Origin of the sequence: Pseudonocardia zijingensis (assembly GCF_042657305.1) — a bacterium.
GTDB lineage: Bacteria > Actinomycetota > Actinomycetes > Mycobacteriales > Pseudonocardiaceae > Pseudonocardia > Pseudonocardia zijingensis.
Map to the genome: position 1 here is coordinate 133,701 of NZ_JBHSKO010000005.1, position 18,399 is coordinate 152,099.

Annotated in this window: 16 protein-coding genes; 11 read left to right on the plus strand and 5 right to left on the minus strand. The window is 72.5% G+C overall.

Going from position 1 to position 18,399, the window contains the following annotated elements; genetic code table 11:
• Positions 1-2 precede the first annotated feature (2 nt).
• The 7 genes from ACFPL3_RS12750 (at position 3) to ACFPL3_RS12780 (ending at position 6,548) form a co-directional block, all read left to right on the plus strand.
• Positions 3-755 carry an ABC transporter ATP-binding protein gene (locus tag ACFPL3_RS12750; RefSeq protein ID WP_343945260.1) on the plus strand — a complete coding sequence of 251 codons (753 nt, stop codon included), beginning with the start codon at positions 3-5 and terminating at the stop codon, positions 753-755.
• Complete coding sequence (locus tag ACFPL3_RS12755; RefSeq protein WP_343945259.1) at positions 752-1,600, plus strand: ABC transporter permease; 849 nt, start codon at positions 752-754, stop codon at positions 1,598-1,600. Before ACFPL3_RS12750 ends, ACFPL3_RS12755 begins: the two co-directional genes overlap by 4 nt.
• A gap of 25 nt (positions 1,601-1,625) precedes the next feature.
• Entirely contained in the window at positions 1,626-2,801 is a 1,176-nt protein-coding gene (locus tag ACFPL3_RS12760) for an ABC transporter substrate-binding protein (protein WP_343945258.1), read from the plus strand.
• Positions 2,798-4,135, plus strand: a complete 1,338-nt coding sequence (locus tag ACFPL3_RS12765) for an FAD-binding oxidoreductase (protein WP_343945257.1) — start codon at positions 2,798-2,800, stop codon at positions 4,133-4,135. Before ACFPL3_RS12760 ends, ACFPL3_RS12765 begins: the two co-directional genes overlap by 4 nt.
• Positions 4,135-4,908 (plus strand): creatininase family protein, encoded by a 774-nt coding sequence (locus ACFPL3_RS12770; protein ID WP_343945256.1) that lies wholly within the window; start codon positions 4,135-4,137, stop codon positions 4,906-4,908. The genes ACFPL3_RS12765 and ACFPL3_RS12770 overlap by 1 nt, the downstream gene beginning before the upstream one ends.
• A 62-nt stretch (positions 4,909-4,970) precedes the next feature.
• Entirely contained in the window at positions 4,971-5,579 is a 609-nt protein-coding gene (locus ACFPL3_RS12775; RefSeq protein ID WP_343945255.1) for a GNAT family N-acetyltransferase, read from the plus strand.
• 75 nt (positions 5,580-5,654) lie between these two features.
• Positions 5,655-6,548, plus strand: coding sequence for a DMT family transporter (locus ACFPL3_RS12780; RefSeq protein ID WP_343945254.1), 894 nt, complete (start codon positions 5,655-5,657; stop codon positions 6,546-6,548).
• Here ACFPL3_RS12780 and ACFPL3_RS12785 read toward each other — a convergent pair.
• The gene (locus ACFPL3_RS12785) at positions 6,517-7,797 is read right to left on the minus strand and encodes an MFS transporter (protein WP_379589078.1); all 1,281 of its coding nucleotides are present in this window, start codon (positions 7,795-7,797) and stop codon (positions 6,517-6,519) included. The genes ACFPL3_RS12780 and ACFPL3_RS12785 overlap by 32 nt on opposite strands.
• Positions 7,798-7,914: 117 nt before the next feature.
• Between ACFPL3_RS12785 and ACFPL3_RS12790 the strand changes: the two genes are divergently transcribed.
• Complete coding sequence (locus ACFPL3_RS12790; protein ID WP_343945252.1) at positions 7,915-8,580, plus strand: class I SAM-dependent methyltransferase; 666 nt, start codon at positions 7,915-7,917, stop codon at positions 8,578-8,580.
• A gap of 470 nt (positions 8,581-9,050) precedes the next feature.
• Here the strand turns inward: ACFPL3_RS12790 and ACFPL3_RS12795 are convergent, their stop codons facing one another.
• Complete coding sequence (locus tag ACFPL3_RS12795; RefSeq protein ID WP_343945251.1) at positions 9,051-9,728, minus strand: response regulator transcription factor; 678 nt, start codon at positions 9,726-9,728, stop codon at positions 9,051-9,053.
• Positions 9,725-10,876, minus strand: a complete 1,152-nt coding sequence (locus ACFPL3_RS12800) for a sensor histidine kinase (RefSeq protein WP_343945250.1) — start codon at positions 10,874-10,876, stop codon at positions 9,725-9,727. Before ACFPL3_RS12800 ends, ACFPL3_RS12795 begins: the two co-directional genes overlap by 4 nt.
• Positions 10,877-10,973: 97 nt before the next feature.
• Here ACFPL3_RS12800 and ACFPL3_RS12805 point away from each other — a divergent pair, with 97 nt between their 5' ends.
• Positions 10,974-11,948 (plus strand): asparaginase, encoded by a 975-nt coding sequence (locus ACFPL3_RS12805; RefSeq protein WP_343945249.1) that lies wholly within the window; start codon positions 10,974-10,976, stop codon positions 11,946-11,948.
• Positions 11,949-11,976: 28 nt separating this feature from the next.
• On the opposite strand, the gene ACFPL3_RS12810 is transcribed toward ACFPL3_RS12805, so the two are convergent.
• Positions 11,977-14,898: an FAD-binding and (Fe-S)-binding domain-containing protein gene (locus tag ACFPL3_RS12810; RefSeq protein ID WP_343945248.1), complete on the minus strand. Its 2,922-nt coding sequence runs from the start codon at positions 14,896-14,898 to the stop codon at positions 11,977-11,979.
• Positions 14,895-16,067 (minus strand): pyridoxal-phosphate-dependent aminotransferase family protein, encoded by a 1,173-nt coding sequence (locus ACFPL3_RS12815; RefSeq protein ID WP_343945247.1) that lies wholly within the window; start codon positions 16,065-16,067, stop codon positions 14,895-14,897. The genes ACFPL3_RS12810 and ACFPL3_RS12815 overlap by 4 nt, the downstream gene beginning before the upstream one ends.
• A 195-nt stretch (positions 16,068-16,262) precedes the next feature.
• On the opposite strand from ACFPL3_RS12815, the gene ACFPL3_RS12820 reads away from it, so the two are divergent.
• Both ACFPL3_RS12820 and ACFPL3_RS12825 read left to right on the plus strand, forming a co-directional pair.
• Positions 16,263-17,615, plus strand: coding sequence for an SLC13 family permease (locus ACFPL3_RS12820; RefSeq protein WP_343945246.1), 1,353 nt, complete (start codon positions 16,263-16,265; stop codon positions 17,613-17,615).
• A gap of 2 nt (positions 17,616-17,617) precedes the next feature.
• Entirely contained in the window at positions 17,618-18,388 is a 771-nt protein-coding gene (locus tag ACFPL3_RS12825; protein ID WP_343945245.1) for an enoyl-CoA hydratase, read from the plus strand.
• Positions 18,389-18,399: the final 11 nt, after the last annotated feature.

Here is an 18,399-nt window from a genome sequence, read left to right on the forward strand (position 1 = left end):
TCGTGACCACCGAAATCGCAGAGCGCACCCGCACCCTGGAACTCCAGGGGGTGAGCAAGCGGTTCCCCACGGGCACCGTCGCGCTCACCGACGTGAGCCTCGCCCTGCACGCGGGGGAGTTCGTCACCGTGGTCGGCCCGTCGGGCTGCGGCAAGTCGACCCTGCTGCGGCTGGCGTCGGGTCTGGAGGACGCCACGAGCGGCGCGGTGGAGGTGTCCGCGCGCGCCACCAGCTACGTCTTCCAGGACGCCACGCTGCTGGAGTGGCGCAGCGCCCTGAGCAACGTCGAGCTGGTGGGGGAGCTGCGCTCCACGCCGCGCGAGGAGCGGCGCAGCCGGGCGCAGGCGGCGCTCGACCTGGTGGGCCTCACCGGGTTCGAGTCCCAGCACCCGCGGCAGCTCTCCGGCGGCATGCGGATGCGCGTGTCGCTGGCCCGCGCGCTGGTGGCGGAGCCCGACCTCGCGCTCTTCGACGAACCGTTCGGCGCGCTCGACGAGATCACGCGCCTGCAGATGCAGACCGAGCTGCAGCGGATCTTCCGGCAGGAGCGGTTCGCGGGGCTGTTCATCACGCACTCGGTGTCGGAGGCGGTGTACCTGTCCACGCGCGTGCTCGTGATGAGCGGGCGGCCGGGCCGGATCGTGGCGGAGATCCCGATCCCGTGGGACTACCCGCGGGAACCGGAGCTGCGGTACTCGGCCGAGTTCGGCGAGATCACCGGGCGCGTCTCGACGGCACTGGGGGAGCACTCATGACCACGGTCGAGACGCGGGTGCAGGCACCCGCCCCGGAGGCGGTGCCGCCGCGCTCCGCCGCGCGTTCGGCGGTGCGCAGCTCCCTGCCGATCGTCGGAGCGCTCGTGGGCTTCGTGGCGGTCTGGTACGCCGTGACCTACCTGGTGCTCCCCGCGAAGCAGCGGTTCCTGCTGCCGCCCCCGCACCAGGTGTACGGCGAGGCCTTCTCCAACCCGCAGCTGATGGGCCCGATGATGGAGGCGCTCGCCCGCAGCTTCGCGGTGGCGCTCGTCGGGCTCGCGATCGCGGTGGTGCTCGGCATCTCCTACGCCGTGGTGATGTCGCAGTGGTCGTGGGCGGAGAAGGTGCTCTACCCGTACGCGGTGATCCTGCAGACGATCCCGATCCTCGCGTTGGTGCCGCTGATCGGGATCTGGCTCGGGTACTCGTTCCTCGCCCGGGTGGCGGTCTGCGTGATCATCGCGCTGTTCCCGATGGTGGCCAACACGCTGTTCGGGTTGCAGTCGGCGAGCGCCGCGGCGCACGACCTGTTCACGCTGAACAAGGCCACCCGGTGGCAGCGGCTGACGAAGCTGCAGTTCCCCGCCGCCGTGCCGTCGATCTTCACGGGGCTGCGCAACGCCGCGGGCCTGTCCGTGATCGGGGCGATCGTCGGTGACTACTTCTTCCAGCAGGGCGCACCCGGCATCGGCGGCCTCCTGCGCGTGTACACCCAGCGCCTGCAGATGGAGGCGCTGCTGACCTCCGTCACCCTCACCGCGCTCTTCGGCGTCGTGATCTTCACGATCTTCGCCGTGCTCGACCGGGCGGTCGTCGGCCGCTGGTACGGCCGAGTCGCCCGCTGACCCGTCCCCACCACTGGAGCTCCCCATGACCCGTAGATCCGGCCCCATCGCCGCGACCGCGCTCGCGGCCGCGCTCCTGCTCTCGGCGTGCGGCGGCGGAGGGGAGGAGTCCGGCGCGGCGTCCGCTCCGGCCGCCCCCGCCGCGGAGGCGGGCGGCCCGCTCGACCTCAGTGGGGTCTGCCCCGCCACGGTCGTGCTGCAGCAGGACTGGCAGCCCGAGGCCGAGCACGGCTCGATGTACTCCCTCATCGGCCCGGACTACACGATCGACGCGGACGCGAAGTCCGTCACCGGCTCGCTCGTCACACAGGGCGTGGACACCGGGGTGGACGTCGAGGTGCGGCCCGGCGGGCCGAACGTGGGGTTCCAGCCGGTGCCCGCGCTGATGTACCTGGACGACGCGATCACGCTCGGCGCCGTCAACAGCGACGCGGCGCTCGCGGGGTTCGCCGAGCAGCCCACCGTCGCCGTCGCCTCGCAGCTGACGGTGAGCCCGCAGATCCTCATGTGGGACCCGGAGTCCCACCCGGGCGCGACCACGATCCGCGAGGTCGCCGCCGCGGGCACGCCGGTCGTCACCGCGGGTGACATCATCCCGGCGCTGTTGGTGAACAGGGGGATCATCCAGCAGTCGCAGGTCGACACCAGCTACGAGGGCACGCCCGCGCGGTTCGTGTCCGAGCCGACGATCCTGCAGCAGGGGTTCGCCACGGCCGAGCCGTACGTCTACGAGAACGAGATCTCGCAGTGGGGGCGCCCGGTCGGCTTCGAGCCGCTGGCGAACTACGGCTACTCGATCTACCCGGAGCCGCTGGCCGTGCGCGCCGACAAGCTCGAGGAGCTGCGCCCGTGCCTGCAGAAGCTGGTGCCGATCATGCAGCAGTCGCAGATCGACTACCTCGCCGACCCGGCGCCGACGAACCGGCTCATCGTGGAGCTCGTCGAGGCGTACCAGACCGGCTGGAGCTACTCGGCGGGTGTCGCGGAGTACTCCGCGAAGGCCCAGGTGGAGCAGGGCTTCGTGCACGACGACCCCGCGTCGGGGGTGTTCGGGCAGCTCGACCCGGCCCGCATGCAGGAGATCGTGTCGACGTTCGGGCCGATCCTGCAGGCCCAGGGCACGATCACCGAGATCCCGGACCCGACGAGCCTCTACACCAACGACTTCGTCGATCCGAACATCAAGATGGGAACCCCGTGAGCGTTGCGGAGCGCACGGCCGAGGCCGTCGCCGAGATCGCGCGGCTCGGCGTCGGCACGGTCTCGGTCGACCCGGCGTTGATCCTGAAGGTCTCGTCGGACTGGTCGCGCATGTCGCCGGTGCTGCAGGAGAAGGTGCCGGCCGGGCGCTACCTCGCCGACGCCGTGGTGCGCCCGACGCAGCCCGAGCACGTGCCCGAGGTGCTGCGGGTGGCCTACGAGCACGACGTACCGGTCACCCCGCGCGGGGCGGGCACCGGCAACTACGGGCAGGCCACCCCGTTCGACGGCGGCATCCTGCTCGACCTGCGCGGCCTGGACTCGATCACGGTGAACCCGGGCGGCACCATCACGGCGGGCGCGGGCGCCCGGCTCACCGCGATCGACAAGGTGGGCCGGGCGGCCGGGCGCGACATCTGGATGTACCCGTCCACCAAGAGCTCCACGGTGGGCGGTTTCATCGGCGGCGGGTCGGCGGGCACCGGCACGATCGAGCACCGCACCACCGCCGACGGGTTCGTCGTCTCGGCGCTCGTGGCGCCCATGGACGGCAGCGGCACCATGCGCCGGATCACCGGCGACGAGCTCGCCGCCTACGTCCACACCTACGGCGTCACCGGCATCCTCGTCGACGTCGAGATCCGCACCGACCCCGCGCGCGAGTGGGCGGCCGTCTACGGGAGCTTCGCCTCCTACGCCGACCTGGTGGCGGTGCACCGCTCGCTGCTGGACCTGCCCCAGCTGCCGCGTCTCGCTTCGGGCGACGAGCCCGCACTCGTGCCGACGCTCACGGCGCCGATGGACCTCGACCCCACGCGCCACAGCCTGCGCGTGATCGCCGAGGCGTCCACGGTGGCGGAGGTGGAGCGGCGGATGGCCGTGGGTGGCGAGCACGTCGCCACGCTTCCCGACTACGCCGAGACCGACCGCCTCTCGGGCATGTCCTACAACCATCCGGTCTGGTTCTTCCAGCGCGGCAACCCGGACCGCACGTACTTCCACATGGAGTCGGGCGGCACCCCGATCTGGGACGACCCCGACGCCGTGCGCGCCGTGTACGAGGGGCCGGTGCACCTGCACCTGGAGCTGTTCGGCCACGGCCCCGGCGCCATGATCGTGGCCGAGTACCGGGGGGAGGAGGCCGTGCTCGCCGGGATCCCGAAGCTGGACGCGATCGGCGTGGGCGTCCACTCTCCGCACCAGTGGTACGTCGACCGCAACGTCGAGCTGGCCATCGAGACGGCCCGCGTGACCGACCCGAAGGGCCTGCTCAACCCGGGCAAGCTCACGGCCACCCCGCCCGTGGACACCCGCGTGAACATCGGGGTGCGCTGATGGTGCCCCGGTTCGTCGACCTCACCGGCCCGCAGGTGGCGGCGCTGCCCGCCGACACCGTGGCGGTGCTCCCGCTCGGGGCGATCGAGCAGCACGGGCCCCACCTGCCGGTGTCCACCGACTACGTCACGGCCACCGAGGCGGCCGAGGCGGCCGTGCGCGCGGTGGCCGAGGCCGGCAGCGCGCCGGTGGTGCTGCTCCCCGGCCTGGCGTACACGAAGTCCGACGAGCACCACTGGTCGGCCGGCACGATCTGGCTGTCCTGGGACACGCTGATGCGCACCCTCGTGGACATCGGCCGGTCGCTCTCGACGTCGGGCATCACGCGGCTGCTGTTCGTCAACGGGCACGGCGGCAACTCCGCGCTCGGGCAGGTGGCGTGCCGGGAGATCCGGATCAGGTTCGGGCTGCGCACGTTCTTCGCGCACCTCTCGGTGCCCGCCGACCAGGGCGGGCGCACCTCGGCGGAGAACGAGTTCGGCATGGGCGTGCACGCGGGCCACGGCGAGACGTCGCTGATGCTGCACCTGCGCCCCGACCTGGTGCACATGGAGCTCGCGCGGCGCAACGTGCCCGAAGGGCTGCGCGACTACGAGCACATCGGGTTCGGCAAGCCGGTGTCGTTCGGTTGGACGAGCGACGACTTCGGGCCCGACGGTCACGTCGGCGATCCCACCGCTGCCACCGCGGAGCACGGGAAGACGATCTTCGAGGCGGCCGTGGGCCGGCTGGCCGAGGTGATCGTGGAGGCCCACCGGTTCACCACCCCGTGAGTGGATACGAGTGCTCCGGCACTCGTATCCACTCACGGGGCCGTGGGCACTACCGTTGCGCCGTGCCGATCATCCGTCCCTACCGGCCGGAGGACCGCGCCGCGGTCACCGAGGTCTGCGTGCTCACCGGTGACGGCGGGGAGGATTCCCGCGAGCGGTGGCCGGATCCCGACCTCCTGGCGAACATCTTCGCGCTGCCCTACGTCGACCACGAGCCGGAGCTCGCGTTCGTGCTCGACGACGGCGGCACGGCCGTCGGTTACGTACTCGGCACCGCCGACACCCCGGCCTTCGTGAGGTGGTTCCGGCAGGAGCGGCTGCCCCCGCTCGCCGACCGGTACCCGTTGCGGGAGCGGCCCGCCACCCCGCTCGAACAGCTCGCCGTCGTGTTGCACCACCCGGAGCGGATGCTCGTGGCGGAGGTGGCCGACCACCCCGCCCACCTGCACATCGACCTGCTGCCGGCATACCAGGGCGCCGGGCACGGCCGGGCGCTCATGACCGCGTTCCTGCGGGCCCTGAACGACAGGGGCGTGCCCCGTGTGCACCTGCAGATGGACCCGGCCAACACCCGCGCGCGGGCGTTCTACGACCGGATGGGCTTCTCCGGGATCGCGGTGGAGGGCTTCCCGGACGGCGCCTTCATGGGGCGGGCGACCACCGCGCCGTAATCCGTCGCCCGCGGGTTCACGTGGCCGTAACGTGGCCGGGGAGCACGCGGGGGTTCGGATCGGAGGTGCCGGCCGGTGAGCGGTCGCGGGTGGGTGCTGTTCGCGCTGATGGGGGTGCTCTGGGGCATCCCCTACTTGATGATCAAGGTGGCCGTGGAGGGCGTCTCGGTACCGGTGCTCGTGTTCGCGCGCACCGCCGTCGGCGCGGCCGTCCTGCTGCCGCTCGCGCTCCGGGCCGGACGACCGGCGTGGCTGCGGCTGCGCTGGCGCCCGCTGCTCGCCTTCGCGGCCATCGAGATCATGATCCCGTGGGGGCTGCTCTCGGACGCGGAGCGCCACATCAGCAGCTCGATGACCGGCCTGCTCATCGCCGCCACGCCGATCGTCGCGGTGCTGATCGGCCGCCTCACCGGCGACGCGGAGCGGCTCGGGGCGGTGCGATGGGCTGGCCTCGCGGTCGGGATCATCGGCGTGGCCGTGCTGGCAGGCCCCGCGCTGGGCGGCGGGAGCCCGTGGGCCATCGTCGAGGTGCTGCTGGTGGCGCTCTGCTACGCCACCGCGCCGATCATCGCGGCGCGGCGGCTGTCCGACGTGCCCACCCTGCCGATGACGGCCGTGTGCCTGGGCGGTGCCGCGCTCGTCTACGCGCCCGCCGCTGCCCTCACCTGGCCGCAGACCATGCCCGACGGGCGGGTGCTCGCCGCGCTCGCCGGGCTCGCCGTCCTCTGCACGGCGCTGGCGTTCCTCGTGTTCTTCGCCCTCATCCGGGAGGTCGGGCCGTCGCGGGCGCTGGTGTTCACCTACGTCAACCCGGCCGTGGCGGTGACGGCGGGCGTGCTGGTGCTCGGTGAGCCGCTCACCGCGTCGATCCTGGTGGCGTTCGCGCTGATCCTCACCGGCTCCGTGCTGGCCACGGCGCCGCGGGCGCGCAAGACGGTCACACCCGTCGGGTCTCCCGAATGCAGATGACGGCGATCAGGCTGATCACCGCGACCACCACCATGTACGCCGACACCGAGAGCGAGGTGCCGGTGGAGGTCTGCAGCGCGGTGGCGATCAGCGGCGCGAACCCGCCGCCGAGCACGGCGCCCACGGCGTAGGAGAACGAGGCGCCGCTGTAGCGGTAGCGCGGCTCGAACATCTCCGAGAACAGCGCCGACTGCGGGCCGTACGAGGCACCCAGCCCGATCGTCAGGACGATCACCGAGACGATCATCAATGCCGTCGACCGCGTGTCGACCAGCAGGAAGAACGGCACCGGCCACACGACCAGCAGCACCGAGCCGAGGAGGTACACCGGCTTGCGGCCGACCCGGTCCGACCACTGGGCCGACACCACGATGCTCACCAGCCACGACACACTGCCGATGATCACCACCACCAGCATCGTGGTGCGGTCGACCTTCAGCACCGACGTGCCGTAGGAGAGCAGGTAGGCGAGGAAGACGTAGCCGATCGCGGTGTTGGCGATGAAGCTGACCGACGCCAGCAGCAGTTCACGGGGCCGTTCGCGCATCACGTCGATCATCGGCACCCGCGCCCGCACGTCCTGCGACCGCAGGGCCGTGAACACCGGGCTCTCCTCGATGCGCAGCCGGATGAACAGGCCGATGCCGACGAGCACGATGCTGAACAGGAACGGCAGCCGCCAGCCCCAGGCCGCGAACTGCTCGTCGTCGAGCACGCCGACGGCCACGAACACCAGCTGGGCGAGGATCAGCCCGGCGGGAACCCCGACCTGCGAGTAGGAGCCGTACTTGCCCCGTTGCCCCTCCGGTGCGTGCTCGACGGCCATGAGCGCGGCGCCGCCCCACTCCCCGCCTGCGGAGAGCCCCTGCAGCAGCCGCAGCACGAGCAGCAGCACGGGGGCGAGCAGGCCGATCTGGTCGTAGGTGGGCAGAAGCCCGACCCCGACCGTGGCGAACCCCATCAGCAGCAGCGACGCGATGAGCATCGCCTTGCGGCCCACCCGGTCGCCGAAGTGGCCCCAGACGACGCCGCCGATCGGCCTGGCAAGGAACCCGACGCCGAGCGTGGCGAAGGCGGCCAGCGTGGCGGACGCCGGTTCCAGGTCGGTGAAGAACTGCGAGCCGAACACCAGCGCGGCCGCAGTGGAGTAGATGAAGTAGTCGTACCACTCGATCGTGGTGCCCACGGCGCTCGCGAGCGCGACCCTTCGCAGCTGGTCCGGGCGCGACCCGGCCTCTGCGACGGCGATCTTCGACGGCGATGTCGACTCCGGGTCCACCCCAGCCACCTCCTCGTGTGCTGCGCACACGATCTAGCGCGCGGACCCGGCCGTCAACCGGTTGAGCGACCCGACATCATCGAGGGCATGAGCGCCCGGGTGCCCGACGGTGATCTCGATCGACTCCTGGCCGAGCAGGTGGCCTACTACCGCGCCGTGGCGCCGGAGTACGAGGACCACACGCTGCCGTTCGACGGAGGCGAGGAGCTGTCGGCGGCGCTGGAGGCGTTCCGGCCGGCTGGTCACGTGCTCGAGCTCGCGTGCGGCCAGGGTCCCTGGACCCGGCAGCTCCTGCGCCACGCCGAGACGGTCACGGCCGTCGACGCGTCGGCCGAGATGATCGCGATCGCGTCGAGCCGGGTGGCGGACGACCGTGTGCGGTTCGTGCAGGCGGACGTCTTCGACTGGCGGCCGGACCGCCGCTACGACGTGGTCTTCTTCGGCTTCTGGATCTCGCACGTGCCGCTGGAGCGGTTCGAGTCGTTCTGGGCGCTGGTGGCGGACTGCCTGGAGCCGGGCGGGCGGGTGTTCTTCGTCGACGACGCGTACCGCACGCCGGAGGAGCTCATCGAGGGGGAGGCCTCCGCCGCGGTGCTGCGCCGGCTCACCGACGGCACCCCGCACCGGGCCGTCAAGGTGCCGCACCGGCCGGACGAGCTCGCGGATCGGCTGGCCCGGATCGGCTGGCGGGTGGACGTCCGCGCCACCACCACCGGGCCGTTCTACTGGGGAGCCGGGAGCCTGGTCTCCTGACGAGCGATTCCCACTCGATCGTCGGTCAGCACGGAGCGGCGTCTGGTCCTCGGGGGCTCGGGCAGCACGAGGCTGTCGCCGTGCGCGCTGGGACGTGCTTCTCGGTTCGACCAACCCGCCCGAGCAGGACCTCACGGCGGCTGTGACAGCCCTGGTGCGCGGCTCGCGCTGATCACACGCGGCATGGGCCGCCCGCCCCGGAGCATGATCGTTGTTTCGGCGCGGAACCCGACGCGTTCCGTCGGGAAACGGGCCGGTTCACCGATCAATCGGCTGGGGAGCCCTCGTTTGATGGGAGGACCGCCTCCTGGTGGCGCCGTGCGCGCAAAGGGGCAGGCGCCCCGGCCCGCCCGCGGAGCCTGCCGGAGGGGCGGCCCCGCACGATGCGCGGCGCCATCAGGAGGCCGTCCGCGGCCGCCCGCCCGTCGATTCACCGACCTCGACGACTGATCGAGCTCGGACTTGCTCGTCTAACCGGTCCAGCCGGGCCGCACGAGGCCGCTCTCGTAGGCCAGCACCACCACCTGCGCGCGGTCGCGCGCGGCGAGCTTGATCATGGCCCGGCTGACGTGCGTCTTCGCGGTGGCCGGGCTCACCACGAGCCGCTCGGCGATCTCGTCGTTGGACAGGCCGGCGGCCACGAGCGCCACCACCTCGCGTTCGCGGTCGGTGAGCTGGTCCATCAGCGCCGTGATCTGCTTGGCCGGCTGCGGCGGCTTGGCCCGCGCCGCGAACTCCTCGATCAGCCGCCGCGTGACCACCGGGGACAGCAGTGCGTCGCCGCCGTGCACCACGCGGATCGCGTGCACCAGTTCCACCGGCTCGATGTCCTTCACCAGGAAGCCGCTCGCGCCGTTGCGGATGGCGTCGAAGACGTACGCGTCCTCGGCGAACGTCGTCAGCACGATGACCTTCACGCCGGACAGGCGCGGGTCGGCCACGATGTCCTTCGTGGCGTCGAGGCCGTTGCGACCCGGCATGCGGATGTCCATCAGCACGACGTCCGGTTTGGTGTCGCGGGCCATCGTGAGGGCGGTGGCGCCGTCCTCGGCCTCGCCGACCACCTCGATGTCGGGCTGCGCCCGCAGCAGTGCGCGGAACCCCGCGCGCACCAGCGCCTGGTCGTCCACCAGCAGGACCCCGATCACCGATCGCCTCCCGTCGTGAGCAGGTGTGCGTCGACCCGGAAGCCGCCACCGGGGCGCGGGCCCGCCGTGAGCGTGCCACCGAGGGCCTCGGCGCGTTCGCGCATCCCCGGCAGCCCGTTGCCCGTGCCGGGCCCACCCGCGGGGCCGGCGCCGTCGTCGTCGATCCGCATCCTGATCCCGTCCTCGGTGTAGGTGAGCAGCACCGACGCCCGCGCCGGTCCGGCGTGCTTGCGGGCGTTGGTCAGCGCTTCCTGGATGATCCGGTACGCGGCCGTGTCGACGCTCGGTGGCAGCTCCCGCGGCTCCCCGTCGATCTCGACGTCGACGGGCAGCCCGGCCGCACGGGTGGCGTCCACCAGCTCGTCCAGCCGCGCCAGCCCGGCCACCGGGTGCTGCGGTGGTTCCTCGTCCACCCCGCGCAGCACGCCGAGGGTCGAGCGCATCTCGCGCAGCAGGTCCCGGCTCGACTGCTTGATCGCGGTGAGCGCCGAGCGAGCCTGCTCCGGGTCGTCGTCCATCAGGTAGAGCGCCACCCCGGCCTGCACGTTGATGAGCGAGATGTGGTGGCCGAGCACGTCGTGGAGGTCGCGCGCGATCTGCAGCCGCTCCTCGCTGCCGCGGCGGCGCTCCACCTCGGCCGCGGCAGCCCTCGCCTGCTCGCGGCGTTCGCGCCGGGCCCGCCAGAGCTCGACGGCCGCGACGAACGCGGCGATCCACGCGAGCCATGCAGACGCGCCGCCGAGGGGGAACGCGTGTCCGGGGTGGTTCAGCACGTACGACGCCACCACGCCGGCGAAGGTGACGGCGGCGATCGTGTACCCCGCCCGCCGGTGCCCGCGGCCGACGGCGGTGCCGAGCGCGACGAACGAGGCGAGCGGCACCGGCCCGAACGGGTAGCCGGCCGCGAGGTAGACCAGCAGCACGGCGGCGACCCCGGCGAACACGGCGGGCGGGTTCCACCGGCGGAACACCAGCGCGGCGGGGCCTGCGAGCAGCAGCAGCCTGCCGGCCACGTCGAGGTAGCGGGTGCCGGTGCCGAACTCCTGGGTGAACGAGGTGCCGACGATGGTGACGAAGGCGACGGCCACCGGCAGCACCGCGGTGGGCAGGACCCCCGCCCACCAGCTCGGACGCCCACCGGTTCGCATGGTCCGACGCTAACCGGCGCGGGCGCCGCGCACCTCCGTCCGCGGGAGTGCCTCGCCCTACCGCCGGTGGCGTAGGGACGCGACGTAGCGTGCCGGTGTGATCGAGGACGGGGCGCAGGTCGTGGCCCGCGTGGTGCGCGGCGGGGTGGTGGAGTCGGTGCACCGGGGGCACCTGGTGGTGCTGGCGCCGGACGGTTCGGTGCTGCTGCGCCACGGCGATCCCGACCGGGCGTTCTTCCCGAGGTCGTCGCTCAAGCCCGTGCAGGCGGTCGCGATGCTGCGCAGCGGGCTGGACCTCGACGGACAGCTGCTCGCGCTCGCGTGCGCGAGCCACTCCGGCGAGCGGGAGCACCTCGCGGGGGTGTGCCGCATCCTGGAGGGTGCGGGCCTCGGCGAGGCCCACCTCGACAACACCCCCGCCCTGCCGCTCGACGCCGACGCCGCGGCGGCCTGGCTGTGCGCGGGGGACGGGCCCACCGCGATCACCCAGAACTGCTCCGGGAAGCACGCTGCGATGCTGGCCACGTGCGTGGCCGCGGGCTGGGACCACGTCGGCTACCGGGACCCCGGCCACCCGCTGCAGCGGGCGATCCGCGCCACGGTGGCCGAGCTGACCGGCGACGGCGACCCGGCCCACGTCACCGTGGACGGCTGCGGCGCCCCGCTCTTCTCCTGCACCCCCACCGGGCTGGCGCGCGCGTTCCGGCGGATCGCGACGGCCGCGCCCGGCACGTCCGAGCACCGGGTGGCGGACGCCGTGCGGGCGCACCCGTGGTGGGTCGGCGGCACAGGACGCTTCGTCACGCGCCTGGTCGAGGCGGTGCCCGGGATCGTGGCGAAGGACGGTGCGGAGGGCGTGTTCGCCGCTGCCCTCCCCGACGGCGGCGCGCTGGCCGTGAAGATCGCCGACGGTGCCCCGCGCGCCCTGCCCGCGGTGGTCACGGCGCTCGTGGGCGAGCTGGAGGTCTCCGTGCCGGCCGGCGTGGGTGAGGTCCCGGTGCTGGGCCACGGCGCCCCGGTGGGGCAGGTGGAGGCCGCGCTCCCGCGTACGAACGGCACCCTCGTCCGATAGAGCGGTACGAGGGTGCCGTTCGTGCAGCTCAGGCCAGGGCTGCGCGGATGAGCTCCACGGGGTGGTGGGCCTCCCGGGTGGTGCCGTGCGCGATCTGCTGGCGGCAGGACACCCCCGTGGCCGCGACGATCGTGGCCTCCGGCTCGGCGCGCACCGCGGGGAACAGGCGGTCCTCGCCCACCTGCATCGACACCTCGTAGTGCTCGGCCTCGAACCCGAACGAGCCCGCCATCCCGCAGCACCCGGCGTCGACCTCGACGACCTCCGCGCCGGGGATGCGCGACAGCAACGCCACCGTGGCCGCCGTGCCGACCTCGGCCTTCTGGTGGCAGTGGCCGTGGTAGAGGATCCGCTTCCCCGCGGGCCAGGCGTCCTCCCGCAGCTTCAGCGACCCGTCGTCGATCGCCTCGACGAGCAGCTCGTCCACCAGCTTGGCGCGCCCGGACACGTCCGCGACGCGAGGGTCGTCCGCGCCGAGCAGGGCGCGGTGCTCGTCGCCGAGCGTGAGCACGCACGACGGCTCGACGCCCGCGATCGGGCCCTCGGTGCCCGCCAGCGCGTCCACGAGCCCGGACGCCTGCCGCTTGGCCTGGTCGAGCATGCCCTTGGAGAACGCGGCCCGCCCGCAGCAGCCGCTCGACTCGAGGCGCACGTCCCAGCCGGCCCGCTCCAGCAGCTCGATGGCGGCGATGCCGATCGCGGGTTCGGTGAAGGAGGTGAAGGAGTCGCCGAGGAAGGTGAGGGGGCCGCGGCTCCGAGGTTCAGGAAAGCCACTTTCCGGGCCTGTGCGGCCCTGAATGTGGCTTTCCTGAACTCCCCGGGAGTGGAACCACGCCATCAACGTCTCGCTCGCGAAGCTCGGCAGCGGGCGCTCCGGCGCGATGCCGATGGCCTTCGCGAAGACCTTCCGCAGCGCAGGCACGCGGTTGGGGAGGTTCGCCATCGGGGCGCTCGCCGCGCCGAGGCGGTTGAGGCCGCGGATGCCGGCGAACACCCGCGACCGCAGCGGGATGCCCTTCGTCCCGTGCTTGTGGTGCAGGGCCTCGGCCTTGAGGGTGGCCATGTCCACCGAGAGCGGGCACTCGCTCTTGCACGCCTTGCACATGAGGCACAGGTCGAGCACCTCGTGCAGCCGCTCGTCGCCGAGCGCGGTGGGCGGGTCGGGCTCGGACAGCGCCTTGACCAGCGCGTTGGCCCGGCCGCGGGTGGCGTCCTCCTCGCGGTGGGTGGCCATGTAGGACGGGCACATGACGCCGGTGTCGTCCTTGCGGCACAGCCCGATGTTCTGGCAGCGGTCGGCGGCGCCGCGCATCCCGTGCTCGCCGCCCGCCACGACCGTGAGGTCGAGCATGGTGGTGAGCGGGCCCGCGGGCGGCAGCTTGGGCTCACGCAGGTTCTCGGTCATCGACGGCGCGTCGACGATCTTGCCGGGGTTCATCCGCCCGTCCGGGTCGAAGATGCCCTTGACGCGGCGCATGGCCTCGTAGAGCTCGTCACCGAACAGGCTGCGGTTGAACTCGCTGCGGGCGAGGCCGTCGCCGTGCTCGGAGGAGTTGGCGCCGCCGAACTCGGCGACGAGGTCGCGGACCTCCTCGGCCACGGCCCGCATCTTCGCGACCTCCTCCGGGCGGGAGAGGTCGACGAACGGCCGCACGTGCAGGCAGCCGACCGACGCGTGGCCGTAGAACCCGGCGCGCATGCCGTGCCGGTCGAGCACCTTCGCGAAGCGTTCGGTGTACTCGGCGAGCCGGGCCGGGTCGACGGCCGTGTCCTCGACGAACGCGGCGGGCCGGTTGGAGCCGGTGCTCGCGGCCATCAGCAGCCCGAGGCCCGCCTTGCGGACCTTCAGCAGCGCCGACTGCTGCGCGGGGGTCTCGGCGAGGAGCGTGTGGTAGCTGTGGCCGTTGCGCTTCCACGCCGCGTCGAGCCGGTCGAGCTGGTCACGGAGCTCCGCGGGGTCGTCGCCGCTGAACGAGACGAAGAGCAGCGCGTCCGGGTCGTCCACCAGGATCGAACCGAGGGCGGCGTACTCGTGCTTCGAGCGGGACAGGTCGAGGATGGTGCGGTCCATCAGCTCGACGGCCGACGGGTCGCACGACAGCGCGTCGTGGGTGGCGTTGATGGCGGCCTGCGTGGACCGGAAGTGCCCGACCGCGATCACGGTCCTGGTGGGCTTGGGCACGAGCCCGACCACGGCCTCGGTGGCGACGACGAGCGTGCCCTCCGAGCCGACCACGAAACGGGCCAGGTCGAACGAGTCGGTGAGCCGGTCGAGCCGGTACCCGCCCGCCCGGCGCCAGAACTTGGGGAACCCGGCGGCGATGGCGTCGCGGTGCGCGTCGACGAGCGCGGGCAGCGCGCGGTACAGGCTCGCCTCGAGCGAGTCACCCTCCGCCCGCCGGGCGCGCTCGGCCTCGTCGACCGGCCCGAACCGCGCGGTGGACGCGTCCGAGAGCACCACGTCCAGCTCGCGGACGTGGTCGATCGTCATCCCGTACCGGACCGACCCGCTGCCCGCGGAGTTGTTGCCGATCATCCCGCCGATCGTGGCGCGGTTGGACGTCGACGTGTCGGGCCCGAACATCAGCCCGTGCGCCGCGGCGGCCCGGTTGAGCTGGTCCTGCACCACCCCGGGCTGCACGCGAGCGGTGCGGGCCTCCGGGTCGAGGTCGAGGATCGTGCTCATGTGCCGGGAGAAGTCGAGCACGACCGCCTCGCCGACGGTCTGCCCGGCCAGGCTGGTGCCGCCCCCGCGGGGGAGCACCGGCACGCCGTGCTCGCCCGCGATGCGCACGGCGGTGACGACGTCGTCGGCGTGGCGGGGCGCCACCACCCCGATCGGCGTGATCGAGTACATGCTCGCGTCGCGCGAGAACAGGTGGCGCGTGTAGTCGTCGAACAGGACCTCGCCGTCGAGTGCCCGGTCGAGCGCCCGCTGGAGCTCGGTCATCGCTTTGCCTCCCGCACGTGCTCGAGTGCCGCTTCCACACCTCCCGGCTTGATCGGGACCCCGGCGAGCTGCAGACCCATCTGCACCCCACCGAGGGTTCCGGCCAGCGTGAGGTCGTTGAAGTGGCCGAGGTGGCCGATGCGGAAGACCTTCCCGGTGAGCTTGCCGAGGCCCGCTCCGAGGGACATGTCGAACGTCTCGAGGATCACCCGGCGCACCTCGTCGGCGTCGTGGCCCTCGGGGAGCAGCACGGCGGTGAGGGAGGAGGAGTGCTCGCGCTCGTCGGCGCACAGCACCTCGAGGCCCCAGGCCCGCACGGCGGCCCGGGTGGCCGCGGCGTGGCGCTGGTGGCGCGCGAAGACGTTGGGCAGCCCCTCCTCGGCGAGCATCGCGCAGGCCTCGCGCAGGCCGTAGAGCAGGTTGGTGCCCGGCGTGTACGGGAAGAACCCGCGCGCGTTGGCCTCGATCATCGGGCCCCAGTCCCAGTACGAGCGCGGCAGGCCCGCCGAGCGTGAGGCCGCGAGCGCCTTCTCGCTGATCGCGTTGAAGCCGAGGCCCGGGGGCAGCATGAGCCCCTTCTGCGACCCGGCGACGGTGACGTCCACGCCCCACTCGTCGTGGCGGTAGTCGATGGACCCGAGCGAGGAGATCGTGTCGACGAGCAGCAGCGCGGGGTGGCCCGCCTCGTCGATCGCGGTGCGCACCTCGGGCACGCGGCTGGTGACGCCGGTGGAGGTCTCGTTGTGCACCACGCAGACGGCCTTGATCGCGTGCTCGCGGTCGTCGGCGAGCCTGCGGCCGATCTCGGCGGGGTCGGCGCCGTGGCGCCAGTCGCCGGGGATCACCTCGACCTGCAGCCCGAGCCGGCCCGCGAGCTCGGACCAGAGCGTGGAGAACTGGCCGGTCTCGCTCATCAGGACGCGGTCGCCCGGGCTGAGCGTGTTGACCAGCGCCGCCTCCCACGCCCCCGTGCCCGACGACGGGTAGATCACGACGGGCCCCGAGGTGGCGAACACCGGGCCGAGCGCGGCCAGCACGGCCTTGGTGAGCTCGGCGAACTCCGGTCCGCGGTGGTCGATCGTGGGCGCGGCCATCGCCCGCAGCACCCGGTCGGGCACGTTCGTGGGGCCCGGGATCTGCAGGAAGTGACGGCCTCCGGTGGTGTGCACGCGGCCTCCTATGTCGTATCGCGGAAGTCGCCTACCGCATCGTGATTGACGTCATCAGCCCGGTCAGCATGCTCCGGTTGTCGGCCCGACGCACCTCCGGTTGACGCGGAAGGTGACCCCCACCATACTGCTGCCCGGAATCAGGCTTCCGCGATGCGGAACAACCTCCGACAACGCCGCCGTGAGGAAGAGCTCATGTCCATCCACCTGATCTCGATCCTCCTCCTCGTGGTCGCATTCGTCATCGCGACCACCGTGCCGATCAACCTCGGGGCGATCGCGCTCGTCGCGGCGTTCATCGTCGGCACGATGGTGCTCGAGGGCGACCCGGGCGACGTCGCCGACGGGATCGTCGCCGGCTTCCCGGGCGACCTGTTCGTCACCCTGGTGGGGGTGACGTTCCTGTTCGCGATCGCCCGCGCCAACGGCACCGTCGACTGGCTGGTCGACAGATCGGTGCGCGCGGTGCGCGGCCGGATCGTGCTCATCCCGTGGATCATGTTCGCGGTCACCGCCGTGCTCACCGCCTTCGGCTCGGTCGTACCGGCCGCGGTGGCGATCATCGCGCCGGTCGGCCTCAGCCTCGCCGTGCAGCACCGCATCAACCCGGTGCTGATGGGCCTGTCGATCATCAACGGCGCCACGGCGGGCGGCTTCTCGCCGATCAGCATCTTCGGGTCGATCACCAACGGCGTGGTGGCCGCCGCGGGGCTGCCGGGCAACCCGCTGTTCCTCTTCCTGGGCAGCCTCGCCTACAACACCCTGCTCAACGTCGCGATGTTCTTCCTCTTCGGCGGCAGGCAGCTCATCGGAAGGCGGGCCGACACCCCGGCTATGGCCGCTGAGTCCCCGGCCCTCACGAAGGACGGCCCCGGAGCGGCCAAGAACACCGGCGCCACCACGGGTGCCACCGGCGCCGGTTTCTCCAGCGAGCACCACACCGTCACCAAGCTCGACCGCAACCGGTCGCTCACGCTCGTCGCGCTCCTCGGCGTTGCGGTGGGCGCGCTGGCGTTCCAGCTCGACGTCGGGTTCCTGGCCATCACCGCGGCCGTGCTGCTCTCGCTGCTCGCGCCGACCGCGTACAAGGGCGCGGTCGCGCAGGTCGCCTGGCCCACCGTCCTGCTGGTCTGCGGTGTCGCCACCTACGTCTCGCTGATGGAGGAGAACGGCACGGTCGACGTGCTCGGCGAGGGCGTGGCCGGGATCGGCATCGCGCTGCTGTCGGCGCTCCTGCTGTTCTACATCGGCAGCGTGGTCTCGGCGTTCGCCTCGACCACCGGGATCATCACGGTGCTCATCCCGCTCGCCGTCCCGCTGCTGATGGGCGGGCAGCTGGGCGTGGTCGGGGTCATCACGGCGTTCGCGATCTCCTCGTCGGTGGTCGACTCCAGCCCCTACTCCACCTCCGGCGCCCTCACCGTGGCGAACGCCCCCGAGGAGCACCGCGACTACGTGTACAAGCGGCTGCTGCAGTGGGGTGCCGCGATGGTGCTCATCACACCGCCCATCACCTGGCTGCTGCTCGTCGCCCCGGGTTGGCTGTAGGCATGAGCGATCTCCTCGTGGAGCAGGACGGCCCCGTCCTGCAGGTGACCTTCAACCGCCCCCAGGCGCACAACGCGCTGACGTTCGCGATGTACGAGGGCGTGCACGACGCCTGCGAGAAGGCCGACGCCGACCCGGACATCCGCGTGCTCGTGCTGCGCGGGGCGGGCGGGAAGTCGTTCGTGTCCGGCACCGACATCGCCCAGTTCGACGGCTTCGACGGCGCGGCGGGCGTGGCGTACGAGGAGCGGATGACCCGCATCCTGCGCAGGCTGGAGGACACCGCGGTGCCCACCGTCGCCGCCGTGGACGGCTACTGCGTCGGCGGCGGGCTGGCGCTCGCCGCGACGTGCGACCTGCGGATCGCCACGCGCGCGGCCCGGTTCGGCGTGCCGATCGCGCGGACGCTCGGCAACTGTCTGTCGGTGGACACCACCGCGCTGCTGGTGGCGCACCTGGGCCGCTCGCGCGCCATGGACATGCTCCTGCGCGCCCGGCTGTTCGACGCCGACGAGGTGCACGCGGCCGGGTTCGTCACCCAGCTCGTCGACGACAGCGCGGCGCTCGACGCTGCGCTCGCCGAGACCGTGGCGACGCTCGCGTCGCACGCGCCCCTGTCGATGTGGGCCACCAAGCAGACGCTCACGCGGCTGCGCCGGGCCGGGCTCCCGGACGCGGACGACATCGTGGCCCGCGTGTACGGCAGCGCCGACTTCGCGACCGCGGTTGCCGCCTTCGCCCGGAAGGAACGTGCCACCTGGACCGGGGAATGACGGCCACGTCC